General features: G+C 59.1%; 15 protein-coding genes. 8 read left to right on the top strand and 7 right to left on the bottom strand.

Annotated elements, in window-relative coordinates; all coding sequences use genetic code 11:
• Window positions 1-33: 33 nt before the first annotated feature.
• The 3 genes from ABIQ96_RS01020 (at window position 34) to ABIQ96_RS01010 (ending at window position 7,510) form a co-directional block, all read left to right on the top strand.
• Window positions 34-3,588, top strand: a complete 3,555-nt coding sequence (locus ABIQ96_RS01020; RefSeq protein WP_348212668.1) for a family 78 glycoside hydrolase catalytic domain — start codon at window positions 34-36, stop codon at window positions 3,586-3,588.
• A gap of 89 nt (window positions 3,589-3,677) precedes the next feature.
• Window positions 3,678-6,584, top strand: coding sequence for a PVC-type heme-binding CxxCH protein (locus tag ABIQ96_RS01015; protein WP_348212667.1), 2,907 nt, complete (start codon window positions 3,678-3,680; stop codon window positions 6,582-6,584).
• Window positions 6,585-6,721: 137 nt separating this feature from the next.
• Window positions 6,722-7,510 carry a DUF1080 domain-containing protein gene (locus ABIQ96_RS01010; RefSeq protein WP_348212666.1) on the top strand — a complete coding sequence of 263 codons (789 nt, stop codon included), beginning with the start codon at window positions 6,722-6,724 and terminating at the stop codon, window positions 7,508-7,510.
• Window positions 7,511-7,718: 208 nt separating this feature from the next.
• Here the strand turns inward: ABIQ96_RS01010 and ABIQ96_RS01005 are convergent, their stop codons facing one another.
• The 5 genes from ABIQ96_RS01005 to ABIQ96_RS00985 form a co-directional block, all read right to left on the bottom strand.
• On the bottom strand, window positions 7,719-8,564 hold the full coding sequence (locus ABIQ96_RS01005; RefSeq protein WP_348212665.1) for an amidohydrolase family protein: 846 nt from the start codon (window positions 8,562-8,564) through the stop codon (window positions 7,719-7,721).
• A gap of 121 nt (window positions 8,565-8,685) precedes the next feature.
• Window positions 8,686-9,936 (bottom strand): tagaturonate epimerase family protein, encoded by a 1,251-nt coding sequence (locus ABIQ96_RS01000; RefSeq protein ID WP_348212664.1) that lies wholly within the window; start codon window positions 9,934-9,936, stop codon window positions 8,686-8,688.
• Window positions 9,937-10,060: 124 nt separating this feature from the next.
• The gene (locus tag ABIQ96_RS00995; protein WP_348212663.1) at window positions 10,061-11,092 is read right to left on the bottom strand and encodes a zinc-binding alcohol dehydrogenase family protein; all 1,032 of its coding nucleotides are present in this window, start codon (window positions 11,090-11,092) and stop codon (window positions 10,061-10,063) included.
• Between the two features lie 55 nt (window positions 11,093-11,147).
• The gene (locus ABIQ96_RS00990; RefSeq protein WP_348212662.1) at window positions 11,148-12,086 is read right to left on the bottom strand and encodes an aldo/keto reductase; all 939 of its coding nucleotides are present in this window, start codon (window positions 12,084-12,086) and stop codon (window positions 11,148-11,150) included.
• Window positions 12,083-12,886 (bottom strand): sugar phosphate isomerase/epimerase family protein, encoded by an 804-nt coding sequence (locus ABIQ96_RS00985; RefSeq protein WP_348212661.1) that lies wholly within the window; start codon window positions 12,884-12,886, stop codon window positions 12,083-12,085. The genes ABIQ96_RS00990 and ABIQ96_RS00985 overlap by 4 nt, the downstream gene beginning before the upstream one ends.
• Window positions 12,887-12,993: 107 nt before the next feature.
• Here ABIQ96_RS00985 and ABIQ96_RS00980 point away from each other — a divergent pair, with 107 nt between their 5' ends.
• Window positions 12,994-13,791 (top strand): helix-turn-helix transcriptional regulator, encoded by a 798-nt coding sequence (locus tag ABIQ96_RS00980; protein WP_348212660.1) that lies wholly within the window; start codon window positions 12,994-12,996, stop codon window positions 13,789-13,791.
• Window positions 13,792-14,545: 754 nt separating this feature from the next.
• Window positions 14,546-15,535 carry an SAM-dependent methyltransferase gene (locus ABIQ96_RS00975; protein WP_348212659.1) on the top strand — a complete coding sequence of 330 codons (990 nt, stop codon included), beginning with the start codon at window positions 14,546-14,548 and terminating at the stop codon, window positions 15,533-15,535.
• A gap of 137 nt (window positions 15,536-15,672) precedes the next feature.
• Here the strand turns inward: ABIQ96_RS00975 and ABIQ96_RS00970 are convergent, their stop codons facing one another.
• Window positions 15,673-16,029, bottom strand: a complete 357-nt coding sequence (locus ABIQ96_RS00970) for a hypothetical protein (RefSeq protein WP_348212658.1) — start codon at window positions 16,027-16,029, stop codon at window positions 15,673-15,675.
• Between the two features lie 128 nt (window positions 16,030-16,157).
• Here ABIQ96_RS00970 and ABIQ96_RS00965 point away from each other — a divergent pair, with 128 nt between their 5' ends.
• From ABIQ96_RS00965 to ABIQ96_RS00955, 3 genes are all read left to right on the top strand, one after another.
• Window positions 16,158-16,667, top strand: a complete 510-nt coding sequence (locus ABIQ96_RS00965; protein ID WP_348212657.1) for a GNAT family N-acetyltransferase — start codon at window positions 16,158-16,160, stop codon at window positions 16,665-16,667.
• Window positions 16,668-16,765: 98 nt separating this feature from the next.
• A complete protein-coding gene (locus ABIQ96_RS00960) occupies window positions 16,766-17,182 on the top strand; it encodes a hypothetical protein (RefSeq protein WP_348212656.1) in 417 nt (138 codons plus the stop codon).
• 125 nt (window positions 17,183-17,307) lie between these two features.
• The gene (locus ABIQ96_RS00955) at window positions 17,308-17,745 is read left to right on the top strand and encodes a hypothetical protein (protein WP_348212655.1); all 438 of its coding nucleotides are present in this window, start codon (window positions 17,308-17,310) and stop codon (window positions 17,743-17,745) included.
• A 331-nt stretch (window positions 17,746-18,076) separates the two neighbouring features.
• Here ABIQ96_RS00955 and ABIQ96_RS00950 read toward each other — a convergent pair whose 3' ends face one another.
• Complete coding sequence (locus ABIQ96_RS00950; RefSeq protein WP_348212654.1) at window positions 18,077-19,327, bottom strand: integron integrase; 1,251 nt, start codon at window positions 19,325-19,327, stop codon at window positions 18,077-18,079.
• Window positions 19,328-20,674 lie beyond the last annotated feature (1,347 nt).

Genomic DNA, 20,674 nt, shown 5'->3' with positions numbered 1-20,674 from the left:
ATTTCCACCAGAACCCGAAAGGAACCCATTTATATGAAACCGCAGGAAGGCCACCTCATCGTCCGGAGCCCCGGATTTAGCAAATCGTCGATCATCCGCACGGCGTTTCTCGCCCTGACATTTTTCGCCACTCCTCTCGGTGCGGAGGTGACCACCGCGAACCTTCGTTGCGAATATCTCACCGATCCGCATGGGATCGACGTGGTGAAGCCGCGACTGTCCTGGGTGGTGGAGTCGCTTGAACGCGGTGAGATGCAGACGGCCTATCAGATCCTTGTTGCGTCGTCCCCCGCCTTGCTCGCGGAAAACAAGGGCGATCTCTGGGACAGCGGCAAGGTGGCCGGAGACGCCACCAGTCAAGTGTCATACGGCGGCGCTCCATTGGGTTCGCGCACCCAGTGTTTCTGGAAAGTTCGTTCGTGGGACAAGGACGGCGAGCGCTCGGAATGGAGCAAACCCGCGACTTGGACGGTCGGCCTGCTTCAAACCGCCGATTGGAGTGCGAAATGGATCGACGCCAGCACCCGGATCCAACCGGTAGCCAATCAGCCGGCCGCGGTTATCGTCAAGGCTGCCTACGAAACCCTCGATGGCGGCGCGTCGCTTGACGTCACCGCGAAGTTGAACGAACTCGCCCGCGCCGGTACGTTTTCGGTGGCGGTGGAAAACGAGAGTTTTGGTAAAGATCCCGCCTACAGCAAGGTGAAGCACCTGCGGGTGGAATATGGGATTGCCGGCAAGAATACAGTGAAGTTGTTCCCGGAAAAGGCGACGCTGCATTTCCCGGCGGATTTGCCGCCACCACCCGAGATCACACATGCGGTTTACGAAGCGATCGATGGCACCGGTTCGCTGGATGTCACCAAGAAGCTCGCCAATCTGGCTGAACCCGGAAGTTTCTCCGTGGTCGTGAACAACGACGCTCTCGGCACCGATCCGTCCCGCGATCACATGAAAAGGCTGCGGGTGGAATTCACCGCGAACGGCCAGAAATGGGAAAAGATCGTTGCTGAAAATACTCCGCTCCACTACCCGACGGACCTCGCTCCGCCAGCCACGGTTCCCTATCTGCGGAAGTCATTCGCTGTCGGAAAGCCGCTTGCACGGGCCACGGTTTACGCCACAGCGCTCGGTGTTTACGAACTCAGGCTCAACGGCCAACGGGTAGGCGATCACTTCCTCGCACCGGAGTGGACGGACTTTTCGAAACGCCTCCGCTATCAGGAATATGATGTCACATCGCTCCTAACATCCGGACGCAATGTTCTCGGCGCCCAGGTAGCCAACGGCTGGTGGTCCGGACACATCGGCAACGGCGGCTATCAATACTGGGGCAAGAGTCCGGCGCTTTTCGCCCAACTCGAGCTGGTCTATCAGGATGGCAGCAGCGAGCGGATCGTTACGGACGGCAGTTGGAAATCCCATGTCAGCCCGATGCTGGCCACCGACTTCATGTTGGGGGAGGACTATGACGCCACCAAGGAAATCCGTGACTGGGAGAAGCCCGCATTCAATGACGCGGATTGGTCGACGGTGGTTGAGCGCAACGAGCCGTTCCGCGAGATGAACGGACAGGTGATGGAACCCGTCCGCCAGTTGTCCGAGATCCAGCCCAAGGCGCTGACCGTGCCCCAGCCGGGTAAATGGACTTATGATCTCGGCCAGAACATGGTCGGTGTGGTTCGTCTGAAGATTTCAGCGGCTGCCGGAACCAAGATCACCCTGCGCCATGCGGAAATGCTCAATCCGGATGGAACCGTTTATACCGACAATCTTCGGGGGGCTCCTTCCATCGACACATACGTCTGCAAGGGAGAAGCCGTTGAAATCTGGCAGCCGAAGTTTTCCTTCCACGGATTCCGCTATGTCGAGCTCACCGGTCTAACAAAGAAACCGCCGATGGATGCCGTCACCGGGATTGTCATTGGTTCCGCCACTCCTCAGACAGGCAAGTTCGCCTGCTCGGACGGACAGGTAAACCAGCTCCAATCGAACATCGAGTGGGGCCAGCGCGGGAACTACCTGAGTGTGCCCACCGACTGCCCTCAGCGCGACGAGCGACTTGGCTGGATGGGAGATGCGCAAGTGTTTGTTCGCACGGCGACCTACAATGCCGACGTTGCCGCGTTTTTCACGAAGTGGCTGGTGGACGTTACCGACAGTCAGGAATCGAGTGGTCGCTTCGCCGACGTCTCACCCTTCGCCGGTCCATCGAAAGGAACTCCCGCGTGGGGTGACGCGGGAGTCATCTGCCCGTGGACTGTCTATCAGGCTTATGGCGACCTGCAACTGCTGGAGCGCCAGTATCCGTCCATGGTGAAATGGATCGAGTACTGCAAGGCCGGCAGCAACGGCTTCATCCGCAGCGGCAGCCGCGGCAGCGACTACGGCGACTGGCTCTCTATCGGCGCGGATACCGATAAGGAACTCATCGGCACCGCTTATTTCGCCTACTCCACCCATCTCCTGGCCAAGGCCGCCGCGGCACTTGGAAAGACCGCGGATGCCACCGGCCATGAACAGCTTTTCCAATCCATCAAATCCGCATTCATTGCGAAGTATGTGAAGCCGGACGGTCACATCAAGGGCGATACCCAGTGCGCCTATCTGATGGCTCTTCGCTTTGAACTCCTGCCCGACGAACTGCGGGCTCCGGTCGCCGATCTGCTCGAAGCGGACATCGTTGCCAAGGGCTACCATCTATCCACCGGCTTCGTTGGTGTGAGTTATCTTCTGCCGGAACTGACCAAGGCTGGCAAAACCGAAACCGCCTATCGACTGCTCATGCAGGACACCTTCCCGTCGTGGCTCTTCTCCGTGAAAATGGGTGCCACCACGATCTGGGAGCGTTGGGACGGTTGGACGCCCGACAAGGGATTCCAGAACGTCGGCATGAATTCCTTCAATCACTACTCGCTCGGTTCGTGCGGCGAATGGCTCTATCGCTCCGTCGCCGGAATCGATGCGGATCCTGACAGCGCCGGATTCAAGAAGCTGGTCATCCGTCCGGTGACCGGTGGCAAGCTCAGCGAAGTCGAAGGAGAACTTCGCACGATCCACGGACTCGTTACGAGCGCCTGGAGTTCGGCTAACGGTAATTTTACCCTGACGACCACTATTCCCACCAATACCACCGCCGTTGTTCATGTTCCCGCCAAGGATGCCGCGAGCGTCCGGGAATCCGGCAAGCTGGCATCCAGTGCGGAAGGCGTCAAGTTCCTGCGGATGGAGAACGGCGCTGCGGTTTTCGCGGTGGAATCCGGTCGCTATCAGTTTTCCACCGGCACGATTCCGATTCCGGGAACCGACACGACTTCCCGAAATCCTGCGGCAGGGATGAAAATTTCCATCAGCACCCTGCTGGCCAACGACGGCAAGCTCTGCACGTTCCGGTCGGTTTCTCCTCTCAGCATCAACGGTGCGTCCCTCACGGTGCGCGACGGCTCGGTGATCTATCAACCGCAGCCGGGCAACACCACCGCGGATTCGTTCACCTACACGATTGTGAATTCCAAAGGCGGTGTGGCCACCCGTACCGTGAACGTCAACATCACCGCGGAAAAACTTTCAGCCCAGGCGCGCGAATAGGTCCCTGCATCCTCCGGCCGGAATCCTTCGAATTCCGGATCATTTGAAAGCTCGTCCGCGCTTGCGACGATTTATAGGCTTCATTTTTCATGAAAGCCCAAATCGTCCTCGCGCTTGTTCTATCAGCTTTGGGTTCCGCCCAGAGCGATCCCACCCGCGATCCCGCCCGACCGCTGGCGGCCAATGACGCGCTGGACCCAGCCGGCACTGCTTCACAAATGGTCGTCCCACCGGGCTTCCGCGTGGAGGTCATCGCCGGGGAGCCGGACATCGTCCAGCCCATCGCCTACACGCTTGATGACCGCGGCCGGCTGTGGGTCTTGGAAAACTCGAACTATCCGGAATCGCCGGGCAAGCCGAAGGACCGGATTCTTGTTCTGGAGGACAGAGATGGTGACGGGAAATTCGAAAAGCGCACGGTGTTTTGGGACAAGGCGAACTTCAGCAGCGGTCTTGCCGTCGGCTTCGGAGGCGTTTGGCTAGGCTCGCCGCCGAATCTGTTATTCATCCCCGACAAGGACGGCGACGCGGTGCCCGACGGTCCACCGCAAATCGTGCTCGACGGCTGGGGCGCGGAGGACACGCATGAAACGTTGAATGATTTCACCTGGGGACCCGACGGCTGGCTATACGGCACGCAGGGGATTTTCACCAACTCGAATGTCGGCCACCCCGGTGCCTCCGCTGCGGAGCGTATTCCACTCAACGCCTGCGTCTGGCGCTATCATCCGACTCGGAAGATTTTCGAGCGCTGGTGCGAAGGTGTGAGCAACCAGTGGGGGCTCGATTGGAACGATCACGGCGAGGCGTTCTTCGCCGCCTGCGTTGTTCCCCACATGTGGCATGCCATTGAAGGAGCGCACTACACGCGGCAGGCCGGCTCGCATTTCAATCCATACATTTACGATGACATCGAGACCATTGCCTGGGGTCGTTATGAAAAGGCCGGCTATTGCGGCGCGATGTTCTATCTCGGCGGGGCTTTCCCGGCGGAATGGCGCGACAACTTTTTCTTCCACGACGTGCACATGAACAAGCTGCGCTGCGAGACCTTCACTCGCGAGGGCTCCGGCTACCGCAGCGCGCGGAAGACTGATTTTATCGCCAGCCCGGACGCCTGGTTCCGAGGACTCTCGCCGCAATACGGGCCCGACGGCGGGGTCTTCATTTCCGACTGGTATGACAAGGTGCCATGCCACCAACAACGCGCTTTCACCGATCGGTCTAACGGGAGAATCTACAAGATCGTCAATGATCAGGTGAAACCGCGCGCGGTGGATCTATCAGCGCTGAGCGACATGGATCTGGTGAAGATGCAGCTCGACCCGAACGATTGGTATGTCCGCCACGCCCGCCGCTTGCTTCAGGAGCGCGGACCGAATCCGGAAACCACCGCTGCGCTCGAGAAAATCCTCTTTGAAAATCCCGATGACACCCGCCAACTCCGCGCGCTGTGGACACTTCACAGCCAGGGGGCGCTGAGTGAACCAACCGCACTGCGTGCTCTAACCGTCAAGTCGGAATTCGTCCGCGGCTGGATTGTGACCTGTCTCGCGGAGCAGGGGAGTCTTACCCAAGATGCGCTCGCCCGCTTTGTCGCGCTGGCGAAATCGGATCCCTCGCCGTCGGTCCGTTTGCGGCTTTCCTCCGCCGCGCAAAAGCTTGCGCCTGCCGATCGTTGGCCGCTGCTTGCCGCGCTCGCCGACCACGCGGAGGACGTGAACGACCACAATCTTCCGCTCATGATCTGGTATGCCGCCGAAGGTGCGGTCGCTGCTGATCCGGTGCGCGGTGTGGGGTTGTTCAAATCGACCCGCCAGCCGCGGCTTCATGAATTCATCGCCCGCCGGGTGCTTGCCGCGTCGCTGGGAGATGAAACGAAATCCTCCGCAGGGATGGGCGCTCTGACTGCTGAGTTATCCGAGGCTGATTCCGTCACCCGCGCCGCCGCGCTGCGAGGGCTGCTCGCCGCCGCCGTGGGCCGTCCGCATTTGCCTGAGCCGGAAGGTTGGGCGGTGGCTTACGAGAAACTCAAAGTGGATCCCGACTTAACGGTCCGCCAGCAAGCCCGCTCGCTCGCCCTGATTTTCGACAGTGCTTCCGCCCTCGATGAAATGCGCGATTTGCTGGCCAACAAATCCGCCCCCGTGAAGTCCCGCCGCGAGGCGATGATGTCACTGGTCGCCCGCCGCGATTTGGCGCCGGTCGAAGTTTTGTTAGGGTTGGCGGGCGAGGAAAGCGCCTTGCGCATTGATGCCTTGAATGCCCTCGCCAACTACGACGATCCACGGATTTCAAAAGCCGTGATTATCGCCTATCCAAGTCTCTCGCAGCTTGAAAAATCCGCGGCCCTAACCACCCTCGTCGCGCGCCCAGCAGGCATTGAGGCGCTGATCGCCGCCTTTGATGCCAACGCCATTCCCGTCAAGGATCTCACGGCCCCTGTCGCCCGTCTGATCCAGGGAGCGCGGCGCGACGACTTCGACCGTTGGCTCGCCAAAAACTTCGGTTCGCTCAACCCGACCGACGCCCAGCGCCAGGCCGATATCGCACGCTACCGCCAATTTCTCAGTGACGACGCCATCCTTAGTGCCGACGTGAAAAACGGTAGAGCGGTTTTCCAACGAACCTGCTCCGCCTGCCACAGCCTCTTCGGAGAAGGCGGTCACATCGGACCGGAACTTCCCGGAAACTTTTCCGACACCGACTATCTATTGCAGAACGTCCTCGATCCGAACGCCATCATCGGCCGCGACTATCAGCAGACGTTCGTCACGATGAAGGATGGCAATCTTGTCGCCGGAGTCGTTGCTGCGGAGGACGACCGCACGCTTACCCTCAAGACCCTCGCCGCACCGGTCACGCTGTCGAAAGATGGCATTGCCAAACGCGAGCTCAGCCCGCTTTCGATGATGCCGGTCGGCTTGCTCAATACCCTTGAAGAACCCGAGGTTCGCGATCTTTTTCTCTATCTGCGCCAGTCGAAGAATCCGTGAGACATTCTGGCGGCGGAGCGGCGCTTTTTTCGGGGTTGATTACCGGCGTGGAATTGGCCTCCCGAAAAAAAGATTCGCATGAAATCCCGGAGGCAGGCGTATAGTCGGAAGGTCAACCCATTCCACCAATCCATATCATGAAATCGAAACTCCTCATGTTCCGTCGATCCATTCTCGCGCTGTGCCTCGTTGCCGGAGTCAGTGCCCAGACTCCGGTGGCCGCAACCGCGCTCAACACGCTGACCGATGCTGAAAAAGCCGACGGCTGGATCATGCTCTGGGACGGGAAAACCACCGACGGCTGGCGCAGTCCCAAGACCGAGGCGTTTCCCACCAACGGTTGGAAAATGAATGAAGGCATCCTCAGCACCCTTGAGAATAAAGGCGAGGAAGCCGCCGGTGGAGGTGATATCATCACCCGCAAGCGCTATTCGGATTTCGAACTCAAACTCGACTTTCGAATCACCCCGGGCGCCAACAGCGGCATCAAAATCTTCGTCCAGCCTAACATCACCCCGATTTCAAAGGCCGGCGAACCGGCTGCCGTCGGATCCGCCATCGGCTTGGAGTTCCAGATCCTCGATGACAAGCTCCACCCGGACGCCAAGCTCGGCCTCAACGGCGACCGCACCATCGGCTCGCTCTACGACCTGATTCCCGCTCCTCTGGACAAAAAAGTGACGATCGTCGGTCAATGGAACCACGCCCGCATCGTTTCCAAAGGCAAGAACGTCGAGTTCTTCCTGAACGGCGTGAAAACCGTGGCATTCGAGCGTGGATCGGCGGATTTCCGTAAACGGGTAGCCGCGAGCAAATATCATAACATCCCGATTTTCGGCGAGTGGGAGGACGGGCACATCATGCTCCAAGAGCACGGCAATGCGGTCTCCTTCTGCAACATCAAACTTCGCGAACTCGACAGGTAATCGCCGCCTTCCGGCTGGCAGCCGCGGATTGGATCTTACGGACGCACCGGCCTCTCGATGGCGGGTGCGTCCTTTTTTTCCTTAGAGGCGGTCTGAAGATTTCGATCCGGGTGCGGTCGATGACACTCCTGCCACTTTGTTCCGCGTGAACCGCGCATAAGGGGCATGGACGTCTCGACCATGCGTGGGGACGAGACGTCCCCACCCCCTATTTTAAGACAACCTCTTGGAGATCGTAACAACGAACGGCGTTGTCGTGGAGGATTGCGTGTTGCTCGTCGGGAGTTAGATCCGAGACGAAGCGGCGGACGGTTTCCGCCCAGGCTTGATAGGAATCGATGCGAAGGAGGCAGACGGGCCAATCGGTGCCGAACATTACTCGGTCCGGGCCGAAGAGCGCTAACGTCTCGTCGAAGTAGGCACGGAGGGTGGCTTCGTCGATTTCGGAATCGAGGACTTCGGTGACCATGCCGGAGATTTTCACGCCGAGAATGTTGTCGCGTTTGGCGAGCTCGCCCATTCCGGCTTTCCACGCGGAATCGATCCGGCCTTTGCGGATTTCCGGCTTGGCGATGTGGTCGATGATGATGCCGAGTTTCGGCTGGCGATCGACGAGCTGAATGGCGACCGGGAGCTGGCGTTGGAAAAGCAGCAGATCGTAGCGGAGATCGAGATCGGGCAGGAGCGAGAGCCCGCGGTGGAAATCGTCCCGGAGGAGATAGCTGTCCGGCTCGCCTTGGAGGACGTGCCGGACCGCTTTGAATTTTTCATGCGCGGCGAGACGAGCGAGTGAATGGCCGACGTTCGCATCAATGAGAGGCACCCAGCCGACGACACCGGCGATGAGGTCGGATTGATCTGCTAGTGAGAGCAGCCAGTCGGATTCTTCAATCACCTGGCGCGCCTGCACCACGACAGTGGCGTCCACTCCGGCAGCCGTGGTCGCCGTTTCCAACTCCGCGAGAAGTTGGTCCTGCGCGAGAGACGAGCCGGGAGGAATCCAGTCATACTCTTCAGTGGAGTAGTTCCAGAGGTGATGGTGGGAGTCGATCATTTTGAAAAGTTAGGGAGCCATGACACTCCTGTCGTGGGTCAATGGAAAGCGAAAGGGAATGTGCCGGAGGCTCCTCCTATTCTCCTTTCATTGGCTTGGCGGACAAGAGTGTCCGCCCTCCTTAAAGAAACAGCGGCTTCATGTGGCGGTCCAACAGATTGCCGGTGACGTTCTTCGCGACGACTTCCTTGTTGTCATGCAGTGCTTGGATGTAAACCGGGCCGAGTTGCGCGGCGATCTTGAATCCGACGTGCAGCAATTGGCGGAGGTCCGCGTTGTAGCCGGGATTCGATTCATCGTGGCGCAGGGCGTCGGTGAATTGGGTGCTGGTCCAACCGTTGACAGTTTCGGCGGAGGGAAGCTTGGCGTCGCTGATGTCGATGACGGTGGCGTAGGGTTCGCAGAGCGCTTCCTTTTTCTCGAGGGCCTTGGCGTAGATCTGTTTCGCGAGGGCGAGTCCGTCGCCACCGGCTTCCGCGAGTCCGACGATCTCCTCCAGCCAGTTCGTCCCGGCGGTCTTGATGTGGAGACCGGCGCCGGTGCGCTGGATGGCTTTCTTGATGATCGGATAGATCGAGAATTTGTCGGAACCCGAGTGCACGGAGAGTTTCAACGCGGCAGGCAGTCCATAGGTCTTGATCGCGTGGGCGATGACGGCGAGGTCGTCGTTGAATTCCTTTTCAAACTGCGCGACATCACCGACGTAATCGACGCCCTTGTTGAAACGACCGGTGAACTTCGGCGCGATGGTCTGGATCGGAATCCCTTGATCCGCGATGGCGGCGAGGATGATCAACATTTCCGGCGGCGTCTGCGGGCTGTCGGTTTCATCCATGGAAACTTCGGTGACGAAATTGTCCACGCCTCCCTTGGCCTTGACGATGTGCTGATAGATGGCGGCGGCTTTCTGGGTGGCCTTGAGGAATTGGTTCGCGGTCTTCTCGACATCGGCGCGGGAAATTTCAAACGGCGCGGCAATGCCCTCAATGGCGACGGTGCCGATCAGCTCCGGATGTTTCGCGATGAAGGCCGCCACATCGGCCGGGTCGGCGGCTTCACCGATGTCGTCGGCGACGTCGAGAGTGAAGAAGTCGCAGGGTGCGACGAAGCGGTCTACGGTGGAGAGATTGATGTGGTCTGCATCCAACAGATACTCGCCGGTCCAGCCGAGATCCGCCACCGCCTTGTCGGCGGCCTGGCGGGTTTGGATCGGCTCTGAGCCGATGATGTTGTGCTCGCGATTCGACTTGTTCCAGACGGGAACAATGTCGATGCCGAGTTTGTTAGCTTCGATGAACGCGGTGAGCTGGGCGTGCGCGCCGTTGGCGAAACGATCGCCGACGCCGAAGGTGTATTTAGGGCAGGTCTTCATAAGATGAGTTAGCTGGGTTTCAGTGTTCGGTTTTCAGAAAGACGAAGAAGTCCGAGGAGAGTTTTTAACCGCCTGGAGAGCCGAAAGGAAAAAGATCATTTGGGGTAATGGGCAACCCTGTTGCTCAGCGGACCTCGATGATTGCCTTGATGGCGCCGAGGGCGGGATCGGTGAACTTTGCAAACTCGGCGGGGACTTGCTCGAAGGCGATGCGGTGGGTGATCCAGAGCCCGGTGTTGATTTTTCCCTCGCGGATGAGCTGGATAATCTTCTCGAAATCCTCCGGCATGGCGTTGCGCGAGGCTAACAGCGTCAGCTCGCGGCGGTGGAAGACCGGGGCGTGGGGAAAGGTGAGATCGGAGGTGGTGATGCCGACGTATACGACGCGGCCGGTGAAAGCGGCGTAGGTGAAACAGGTGGACATCGACTTCGGGCTGCCGGTGGCGTCGATGATGACGTCGGCGAGTTGGCCGTCGGTGAGGGCTTCCAACTCCGCGAGAGGGGAATCGTCCGGCTTGAATTGGATGGCGTGTTGGATGCCGAGGTTCTGCTGACAGAAATCGAGACGGCTTTGTACCATGTCCATCACCACTGTTTTTACGTCCATCAGTTTCAAAAACTCCAGACAGGCGAGGCCGATGGGGCCGGCACCGATGACGAGCACGGTTTCACCCGGCTTGGGATTGCCGCGTTGCACGGCGTGGTAGCCGATGGCGAGCGTCTCGACGAGGGCGAGCTGATCGTAGGAAAGATCGTTGCCCACATGCAGTTTGCGCGCGGGAACGGCGAATACACCCTTGCGCAGGCCGCCGTTGTTATGGACGCCGATGACCTGCACGCCGGGGCAGCAGTTGACGGAACCTTTCCGCGATGTCGGCGATTCCGGATCATTGACGTAGGGCTCTAACGAACACTTGTCGCCCGGCTTCACATTCGTCACATCATCGGCGACGGCGACGACTTCCAGGCCCAGCTCATGGCCGGGTGTGCGCGGATAGGCGAAGAAAGGGAACTTGCCGAGATAGCACGAAAGGTCGGTCCCGCAGATGCCCATGCGATGGGTGCGGACGAGGGCCTCGCCTGGACCGGGAGCGGTGGGTTCCGGGAGATCGACGATATTGATCTCCATGGGCGCGGTGAATTGGATGGCTTGCATCAAAAAGTGGCTAGTAGTTAGTTTTCAGTTTTCAGTGAAGGATGTTCTGAACAGATTAGTTGTTTTCCGGAAGGCCTTCGAGGTGACCGGAGTTTTTCACCGGAGCGAAAATGGCGAGCACGTCGGCCAGTAGTTCGCGGTCGATGGGCTGCTCCAACCATTCCGCCCACTTGCGGATGTTCGCTGGGTTCGCCGAGCCGGCGACGGTGGTGGCGAGGCCGGGATGCTCGCAGGAAAATTGAAGTGCGAGTTGGGCGATGTCCACACCACGGCTTTCGCAGAGCTTTGCGGCAGCACGGGCGGCGGCTTTGACTTGCTCGGTCTCCTTGAGCCATGCGGGGAGTTCGGCATTTGTTAGAAGACGTGCGGAGAACGGTCCGGCATTCATCGCGCCGATGTTCTTCGCCGCGAGGCGTGGCAGAAGATCATCGGCGAAGGTCGTGTTCTGCAGCGTGTAGCGATTGTAGGAAAGCACGCAGTCGATCACATCCTCGACGTGATCGAGCACGGTGTTGAACGTCTTCAGCGGATAGCAGGAAAATCCAACAGCCCGGACTTTTCCCTGCTCCTTGAGTTTTAAAACCGCGGGAATCGTTTCCTCCCAGATCTGCGGCAGGGGCACGAATTCGACATCGTGCAACAGGATGACATCAAGGTAATCCGTGCCCATGCGGTGCAGCGAGACATGGACGGATTCCTCAACGCGTTTGGCGGAAAAATCGAAATGGGTATTGGAGTAGCGGCCAAGCTTCGTGCCTAGCAGATATTTTTCGCGGGGGATGTCTTTCAGTCCGAGACCGAGCATGATCTCGGACATCCCGCGGCCGTAGTAGGGCGAGGTGTCGATGAAGTTCATGCCGAGGTCGATGGCGGTGCGCGTGGACTGCATCGCCTCGTCGAGTGTGATGGAACGGAACTCCGCGCCGAGCGAGGAGGCTCCGAAGGCGAGGATGGGAAGATCGATGCCGGTCTTGCCGAGCGGGCGGGTTTTCATGATTCGAGCAGGGAACGGATGGAGGAAATTGTTTGACGTGCGGCGGTCTCGGGATCGGGCAATGGAAGGATTTCAGCGGAAAGGTAGCCCGTATAACCGATCTGCCGCAGCGCCGCGATGATCGGTGCTGCAGCAGTGTGGCCGAAGCCCATCGCCTGTCTGTTGGAGTCCGCGAAATGGACATGGCCGACATGTGGAGCCGCTTCTAGCAGAGCAGTTGCCACGTCCTGTTCCTCGATGTTCATGTGGAACAGGTCCGCGAGGAGGACGACGTTTTTCAGATCGTGCGCTTCGAGAAATTTTGCGGCATCACCGAGGCGATTGAACAGATTCGTTTCGTATCGGTTGAGCGGCTCGTAGATGAACGGCACGTGATGTTCGGCAGCGGCTTTCGCGCAAATTCGGAGGGCGGCGACGAGATGCTCCATCGAATCCGGTCCGACGTTCTTCCCCTGCATGGAGCCGAGGATGGCCGGGGCTTTGAAATGTGCGCCGAAGTCGATCATCGAAAGGACGAAATGGAGCGCCTGCTCGCGGATTTCTTCGGAGGGATCGGTGAAGGAAAGTCCGTGCCGCAACCAGCCCGCTCCGGTGCCGACGGCGGCGATGGCGAGACCGTGAATGGCCGCCAGAGATTTGACCTGCTCCACCGATGCAAAATACGGTCCGGGCAGAAACAGTTCCACCGCATCGAATCCGATGGCGGCTGCGGTCGCGAAAGCTTCCGGCAGCGGCGTGCGCAGGACGAACGGGCCGGCCGCGGCTTCCGGGACTTGGGAGATGGTGATGGCGGATTTCAACGAGCGCGTGGGTTTGTAAGGGTCGATCACTACAACCACGGCCCGCGCTTGGCTACGGAAAAATGCTAGCTCATTCCGATGTGGTGACATAAACTGCTATCGCTCTGATGACGATACCCAAAGGAACATTGCCACCGCCACCGGGCCGCCCGAGTTGGGGCGGGGGAGAGGAATTGCCGCTGCTCTACCTCGGATGGGGGCAGCGGGATTTCGCGAAGGACCCGCTGGCGATGCACTACGACCTTGGCACGAACTACTACCTGCTCTTGCGCGGGGAATTCGTTGTCACCACGGAAAATTCCACGCAAACCGTTCGAGGACCGGTGGCACTTCTGTTCGATCCGGATTGTGCGTTCGGTATTTCCCAAACGAAGAAGGCGACCGTCGAGATTCTCGTCTGGATCTGGCAGGGACGCCCCGTGCTCAACGAACTGTGTCCGGAGCCGGGAGGCTTCCGCTCGCTGAACTTGCGCCCCGCATCCGTGGAAACTTTGACAGACTTGCACGTCCGCTGCCGGAACGAAGTCGCGTTGGCCGACGGTCAATTGCCCCGCACCCTGGGTGCCCTGCGTGAATTGCTGGAGGTCGAAATCCTGCGCTCTAACCAATCCGCGCCGGCCGAGGATGAGATGCGTTGGAAACTCGCCCATGCCTGGATGGCCGGAAATCTCGCGATCCACGCCCCGGTTCCGGCGCTGTGCGATTACCTCCGCATGTCGCCCAGCACGTTGCATCGTTTCTTCAGGGCGCAGACGGGGTTGTCACCGGGAGCCTATTTCCGCCGGATCAAGGCCGAGGAAGCCCGGCGACTGATCCGTGAGGAAAAGTGGCAGGTGAAGGCCGTGGCCTATCACCTGGGTTACCGCCATCCGAATGATCTCAGTCGGGCGCTGGCCGATAGTTGAATTTTATTTCGAAGGGAGGCGGAAATCCTGAGCGCCAGAGTTGGACCACTCAATATCCCTTGGATTGAAATCAAGCTGGACCGTTCGCGGTTAGGTGGACTGAAATCATGGAGAGGCGCCGATCGTCGTATACGACTGGGTTCCTCATACTGGCTCGTATTCGAGAACCCGACTGCCCGAAGGCAAACCCGCTTTTGGAATCGAACCCTTACCTGAGGAATTTCAAGAGTCCGTCGTGCGACTTGAGCTTGATTTCGAGGCCGCTGAAACTGTTCAGTTCCTTTCGATAACAGCTTTGGCAGGAAACGGATGACCGCGAGTCCGTCTGAAAATTGTCGGAAGTCGTTTCAAATTCCAGAAGAGATAGATGTCTCGCGCAGAGACTTGCGTTGATGGATGTTGCGGCGATTTTCTCCCTCCAGAAAAACTCTGCGCCTCTGCGTCCCTGCGCGATAACAGAATTCATCATTTTTCAGACAGCCTCCTAGTTGGCGCTGGACGCTGGGACCTGTTCCCGGTGAGGCGCTCCGTTTCGCTGTCCGGAGTTCAATCTTCAGATTGCCTCTTCAAGAGCACGGTAAACCGTGAACTCCAGACCGCCTTCTGATGGCAAACGCGTGAGGGAGTTCCGAGAGTGACTTCCGGCAACCGGTCTCGACCGTTCGGCAGGGACCTGGACGACATTGCGCCTTGCCGGGAACGGGTGGCTTCCTAGTCTCAGCGGACGAGGGTGGCGGGACGCCACCGCATGCGGATGATGAAACGAATCGAGACGGAATTCTTATTTGCCCTGACCAATCCGGGAACGGAGAAGGCGCTGAAGCTGGAAGCGGAAACGATGGGGCTCGGCTGGCGCTTGAGCTACCAGCGGCGCGGGTTCGTGACGTTCAAGGCGGACGCGCCGTTTTCTTTGGAATCGCTGGACGTGGCAGTGGCCTGCGCGCGGCGGCTTTGCCTGTCGTTGGGGAAATCCGCGACGCGCGAAGAAGCGGTTGCGAAACTCGGCGACATGGCGGTGATCCACCATGCGAAGTTTTATGACCGGAAGATGCAGGGCGTGAACGAAGGAGCTCCGCTTGCGAGACCGAAGGCCGGCGAGCTCATCGGCACGGTGGTGGAGCTGGGCGAGGGCGAGTTCTGGTCGGGAGTGTACCGGCATGGGCCGTTTCTCAGTCCCGATCCCGCGGGAGATTCCGGGATCGTGATGACCGAGCGTTCGCCATCGCGGGCATGGTTGAAACTGGAGGAAGCCACCCGGTTTTTTGATCTGAATTTTACTTCCAGGGACATCGTCGTCGAGCTCGGTTGCGCGCCCGGCGGAGTGGTGCTTGCCCTTCTTGATAGAGGCATTCCCGTCATCGGTGTGGACCCGGCGAAGATGGCGGACGTGGTGATGGAAAAAGCCATCGTCAATCGCGAGGACGCGCCTCTTGGAAAGCCATGGTTCTATCACTGCCGGAAACCCGCCGCTCTCGCCAGCAAGCGCGACCTCGGCCAAGGCGTGACATGGTTCATGTCAGACATGAACCAATCGCCGGAAGTGGTGCTCAAGGAATGCGCGAGGTTCTGCAAGATGGCCCCCTCCATCCGTGGCGCGCTGATGACTTTGAAGCTAACCGATCCCGCGCAGGTCGCGGAAAAAGCGGCGTGGTTTACGAGTCTGCGGGAAATGGGATTCAAGGCCATCCGCCTCCAACAGCTCGCCGTGCATCACAAGGAGCTCGCTTTGTTGGCGACTCGCTGAGCCGGCGTCCCGCACGACGCGGGAAGGCACGCCATGATAGGATGACTACGCGATTGCGTACAGGAAACTGTTTTTGATTTACTAATTATTAGAGTATCTAATTTTCCGTTACCCCCGCCCGCTAGACGCTTCCGCGATCACGGGTTGAAGTAACCGTAGGATTCGAAAACATGGGTAAGCAACCACCAGCTCAACAGAGTGGCAGCCAATGCGGCAGCAGCGAGGACTTTCATCGTCTTTGGGCTTTTCTGCATCGTGCGAACGGCGGTGTAGCCCGCGAGACCGCGGATCATCCAGAACAGTCCCGTCGCGACGAAAAACTCACCCAGGATCACCAGCTTGATGGAATACTCCACCAGCGGTTTCTCCGCCACCGCGGCCTGTAGCGGCAGCACGCCTTGCCACCAGATCACCGCCGCTCCGGCTGAGAAAACTCCCAAGCCCAGCAGGCGGGCCGCGACGTCGGAACGGGGTTGATAGAGAGGCTCGCTCATCCCCGCAGCAAAACCCCGCCGGGCCGGGAAATCCAGCGTGATCTGTCGGGTCGTCCTCCGCCCCGTTTCGGATCGGCGGGAAACGTTTTTCTTCCCCGTGGCTGCCATCCCCCGTTTGATCCATTCCCATGCACGCCATCCGACGTTTGAACCCAGGCGAAGCGTCGCTCTATCGGGCAATCCGGTTGGAGGCCCTCAAGGAATCGCCCGAGGCATTTGGCAGCACCTATCAATCCGCCTTGGAAAGGGATGACGCCAGTTGGGTGGCGCAAGCGGACGCGTCAGCCCGAGGCGAGGATCGTGCCACTTTCGTCGTTCTCACGGATCGGCCGGTCGGTCTGGCCGCGCTCTATCGGATCCCGGAACATCCCGATCAAGGAGAGCTGCTTCAGATGTGGATTGCTCCCGACCTCCGCGGTGGTTCCGCAGCTGCCGATCTGCTGGACAGCGTCTTTCAGTGGGCATCGACGCGGAGCTTCCGCATCATCCGCGCCGAAGTGACCGCAGGTAATGGAAGGGCGTTCCGATTTTACGAAAAGTATGGTTTTCGTCCGGTCGACCCGGCGGGCGGGGGAACGATCCTGACGAAAGAGGTCGGACAAGCCGCCCCTTCCGGCGGTGATGAGCCATCGAAATAGACCCGGCCTTCAGGTGCGCCGTGGGGCCGGGACATCCGGGCCACCGGTATGGATTGAATCGGATTGACCCGCCGCGATCGCTTCTGTTGGATGAAACGGTGATTCCCTCGAAAAACCTGCTCTCCCTCTGCCGCCTGCACATTCTCCTGGCGGTCGCCGCTCTCGCCTCCATGTTTCTGCCTTGGGCCTCCACCGCGCGTTCGGGCATGCAGGATGTGGTTGTCGAGGATGTCGTCGGCTGGTTCTATCCGGGAGGAAGGTTGCTCGTGCTGATGCTGGTTGTCAGTCTCGTCATTTCCCTGCTGGAGCGCGCCTACGCCCAACGCGCCGGCTGCGCCCGCTCGGTTCTATTTATCGCCAATCTCGTGGTCGGCATCGGCTCGTCGGTGGTTCCGTTCATGAGGGGTAACGTGATTGCTCCCATCTGGGGTTTCATGCTCGGCTTCTTTCTTTTCATCCTGTTCCACGCCGTTTCCATCATGCTCCCGCCCCGGACCTTGGAGAAGGCGGAGTAGGGGAGTGGCGGCTTGTTTCGGATGCTCTTAATACGCGATCCCAAGGAACGTTCCGATAGTGCCAATCCACCCGATCGAAATCGAGCTTTCATCCCTCTGCGGATGGGCCCAAACATTTCACACAAATGAAAATACCAAGTCGATGGATTGCCTGCCTGCTGATCGGATCGAGCCTCCTGAGCGCGGCCGCCGAACACGCTCCAACGCTCAAAATTGCGGGCGACTGGATCGTCGTTTCAGGATTCAGGGATTCCACGGACGTTGGAGCCATGCCATGGACCTGCGCGATCAGGAGAGCGGGCGTTATGTCCGTGTGCATCCATATTGATTACTCTGCCATTCATCCAACGGACGGATCGAAACCGAAAAACGATGATGGAGCATCGGCGGAAGAAATCGCGGCGTTGCCTGCCTATATCGAGATCACCACGACGGAGATGGATAGCGACGGGAGGAACAAGCAATACCAAGTATCTGGACTGACGAACGGAACCGCCCCCGCGTTCCTTGAGAAAATCCTCGAGGCGGCTCAGAAGCTGGAAAGTTCGGGAGGTACCAAGTGATCCGCTCCACGGAACCGTGAACGCTCCGTTTTTCGCCTCTGGCTCGGCTCCCGGCGTGCCGCTTTCACCTCGGTCTCGACCACCGCCGGGTGCCTTCCGAGGGTTTTCGTAGAGGCTCCGAAAGTTTTCGTAAGGGCTCCGAAAGTTTTCGTAAGGGCTCCGAAAGTTTTCGGTGAGGCTCCGAAGGTTTTCGGTAAGGCTCCGAAAGTTTTCGGTGAGGCTCCGAAGGTTTTCGTAAGGGCACCGAAGGTTTTCGGAGAAGCGCCGAGAGTTTTCAGAGAGGCACCTGGGGTTTTCGGAGAAATGAGTGTGAGAGTGTATGTTTGATGGATCAGACGCAGGCATCCAAGGGACTTCTCACCCCCATCGCTCCCACCCCTTTCGCCACATGGGTGTAGATCTCCGTCGTCTTCACATCCGCATGGCCCAGAAGTTCCTGAATGGTTCGGATGTCCTTGCCTCCTTCCAACAGGTGGGTGGCAAACGCGTGCCGCAGCGCGTGGCTTGTCACCCGCTTGTCGATCATGGCCTCATCCACCGCCTGACGCAGCGCCGTCGAATACGAATCCGGATGCACGTGATGGCGGCGCACGATCCCGCTCTCCGGATCCCGCGAAGGTTTCGCCGCAGGGAAAAGCCACTGCCACGGCCACTTTTCTCCAGCCCGCCGGTCCTTGCGGCCAAAAGCATTCGGAAGCGCCACTCCAGGCAGCCCCGCCGCACGGTCCTGCGTTTGCAGCTCGCGGAGGCGCGCCTTGCGGGTTGCCACTTCTTCACCCACCGCCTGCGGCAGCACGGTGGTTCGGTCTTTCCCTCCTTTTCCATCACGCACGGTCACGATGCCGCGGCCTTCGTCCACGTCCTTCACCCTCAGGGTCACCAGCTCGTTGAGCCTCAGGCCGGCCCCGTATTGGATTCTCGCCATCAGGCCGAAGCAGCCGTCCATCTTTTCCAAAATCGCCACCACTTCCGCCACATCCAGCACGACGGGCAGCCGCTTCGGCGTCTTGCGCAGCCGGACTTGGAACTCCACGCTCTCCCACCCGCACACATCCTTGAAGAAAAACGCCAGCGCGTTGAGCGCCTGCTTCTGGGTGGAAAAGGAGACCTTCCGTTCCGTCACCAGCCAGCCCAGATAGGCGCTCGCCCGCTCCGGCTCCATCACCGCCCGCGCATTCCCGGCCCATCGGGCATAACCCGCCGCCCAGCGCCCGTAGGTCTCCCGCGTCCGCAGTGCCAGCCCGCGCCGCGCACCCGCGCTCTCCACCGCCTGCCGCACCCGTTCCTCCAGACTCCGCACCTCGCCACCGGATTCCTGCCGGTATTTCATCCAACGCAAATACCACTGGATCGCCCCGCTCCATTGCTCCAGTTGCCATGGCTGGCGTTCCTTTACCATCACCTGTTCCCGCCAAAACTCCTTGCACGTCTCTCTTCCCGCCTCGCGGCCCAGACGCAGACGCCAATGCTCCAGCCACCCCAGGACCATGGCAAACGCCTCTCTCTGGCGGGGGTTCAGATCGCGGGATGCCTCCAAATCCGCACCCCACGCGTAAACCACGACCGGCTTTTCCGAGTTCATCCGAACACTCTCCGCGTTTCCTCCGTTAGCGTCGAGAAATTTCGGGTTCCTTCGCTTTCGGAGAAGATCGCGTCTGGTGGAAAGCCCGGATGACGAAAACGGTCGTATCCAACTGCTCCGGAATTCCTGAAGATCATCGGAATCTCTCTCAGTTCCCGCTTCACTCTCCGGCCTCGAATCGGCGGATTTCGTTGACGCCCATGGTCTAAAGAGCTTGGCTCTATCCAATGACAGCAGATCGGATATCGCGTTCTCGCGATATGCTGATCCGGCTAATAAAGACTGTTAGCCAGAAATGAATCCCATCCTTAAAATCGTGGCGAAGTTTACCGTGTGGATGGTCGTGATAACGATCATGTGCACGGTTGGATGGGGGGTTTGTAGCGATGGGCTTTACGACTGCACGGACTCTAGTGGACCCGGCTACTGCCAGCCTGGGAATTGGGTTCACGGAGACGTCGTCGCTGTTCAACAAGTTGTTCATAACCGATCCATGAGTGACCCAGACACTATCAAGGAGGGGTGGAGTGTGGGGAGATTGTGGTGCTTGTGGTTTTCCTTCGTTGCAACTTCAGTTATTGCCAGCATTGTTTTCACGTTCATGCCTCGTATTTCGGAATGGCGAAGACGCATCCCGAATGATGATCGCTTTGTACGATCTAATGCCGGAACACACGCAACAAAAGAAGAGGCTAACAAGGCGTCGCACCACAATCCGCTACCCGCTCCGAGTTTGATTTTTCAGCGTAGCCACAACCCTCAACCTGAGTCGAAGCCTCGCTCCCGGTAGCGGATGTGTGGACATCGACGTTCGCCTCAAACATATGAGCAAGACGCGCTTCAGTCCTGGATTCCGCATCTCGATGATAGACGTCGTGATCTTGTGTGCGGGAACGGCAGGGACCACTGTTTTGGGATCCCAGGTCTGGCGGGGTGGCGCTGTGATAGCGTTTGTTGTCCTGCACTTCTTTCTATTCTGCAACGTATTCCGAATTTCGCGGATTCCGGAACTGATATGGGCAGCCGTATTCGTAACGCTTGCCGGTTTGACGATTTTTACGGGCTTCCCAGGGTGGCTTCCGACGTTCATTTCAAGCACTGTCCTCAGTTCGGCTTTGATTTGGCGCGAGACGAAGAGACACGACTACCATGGAGTCTTTTGGCAGCATTGGAACCCGGGGCTGCCGGAGTGGTGGAAGTCCCGTTTCAAAAACAACATTGGCGAACAAGAATAGATGAGAAGGCAGCAGGCGCGAGTTGCGCGTTGTGGTAAACTACCGCTGCCATGAAAAACACATCATCTACCAGAACCGTCGGACTCGACCTTGGTGACCGCAAGCACTCCGT

Source organism: Luteolibacter sp. (genome assembly GCF_039920825.1).
In the GTDB taxonomy this organism is placed as follows: domain Bacteria; phylum Verrucomicrobiota; class Verrucomicrobiia; order Verrucomicrobiales; family Akkermansiaceae; genus Luteolibacter.
This window is presented reverse-complemented; position numbering and strand designations above follow the sequence as displayed.

What these genes read in the sequence shown, in the direction of transcription:
- ABIQ96_RS01020 (WP_348212668.1), top strand. Translation starts at nt 34, where the DNA reads ATGAAACCGCAGGAAGGCCACCTCATCGTCCGGAGCCCCGGATTTAGC.
- ABIQ96_RS00980 (WP_348212660.1), top strand. Translation starts at nt 12,994, where the DNA reads ATGACGATACCCAAAGGAACATTGCCACCGCCACCGGGCCGCCCGAGT.
- ABIQ96_RS01000 (WP_348212664.1), bottom strand. Translation starts at nt 9,936, where the DNA reads ATGAAGACCTGCCCTAAATACACCTTCGGCGTCGGCGATCGTTTCGCC.
- ABIQ96_RS01005 (WP_348212665.1), bottom strand. Translation starts at nt 8,564, where the DNA reads ATGATCGACTCCCACCATCACCTCTGGAACTACTCCACTGAAGAGTAT.
- ABIQ96_RS00990 (WP_348212662.1), bottom strand. Translation starts at nt 12,086, where the DNA reads ATGAAAACCCGCCCGCTCGGCAAGACCGGCATCGATCTTCCCATCCTC.
- ABIQ96_RS00995 (WP_348212663.1), bottom strand. Translation starts at nt 11,092, where the DNA reads ATGCAAGCCATCCAATTCACCGCGCCCATGGAGATCAATATCGTCGAT.
- ABIQ96_RS00955 (WP_348212655.1), top strand. Translation starts at nt 17,308, where the DNA reads ATGAAAATACCAAGTCGATGGATTGCCTGCCTGCTGATCGGATCGAGC.
- ABIQ96_RS00975 (WP_348212659.1), top strand. Translation starts at nt 14,546, where the DNA reads ATGATGAAACGAATCGAGACGGAATTCTTATTTGCCCTGACCAATCCG.
- ABIQ96_RS00965 (WP_348212657.1), top strand. Translation starts at nt 16,158, where the DNA reads ATGCACGCCATCCGACGTTTGAACCCAGGCGAAGCGTCGCTCTATCGG.
- ABIQ96_RS00970 (WP_348212658.1), bottom strand. Translation starts at nt 16,029, where the DNA reads ATGAGCGAGCCTCTCTATCAACCCCGTTCCGACGTCGCGGCCCGCCTG.
- ABIQ96_RS01010 (WP_348212666.1), top strand. Translation starts at nt 6,722, where the DNA reads ATGAAATCGAAACTCCTCATGTTCCGTCGATCCATTCTCGCGCTGTGC.
- ABIQ96_RS01015 (WP_348212667.1), top strand. Translation starts at nt 3,678, where the DNA reads ATGAAAGCCCAAATCGTCCTCGCGCTTGTTCTATCAGCTTTGGGTTCC.
- ABIQ96_RS00950 (WP_348212654.1), bottom strand. Translation starts at nt 19,327, where the DNA reads ATGAACTCGGAAAAGCCGGTCGTGGTTTACGCGTGGGGTGCGGATTTG.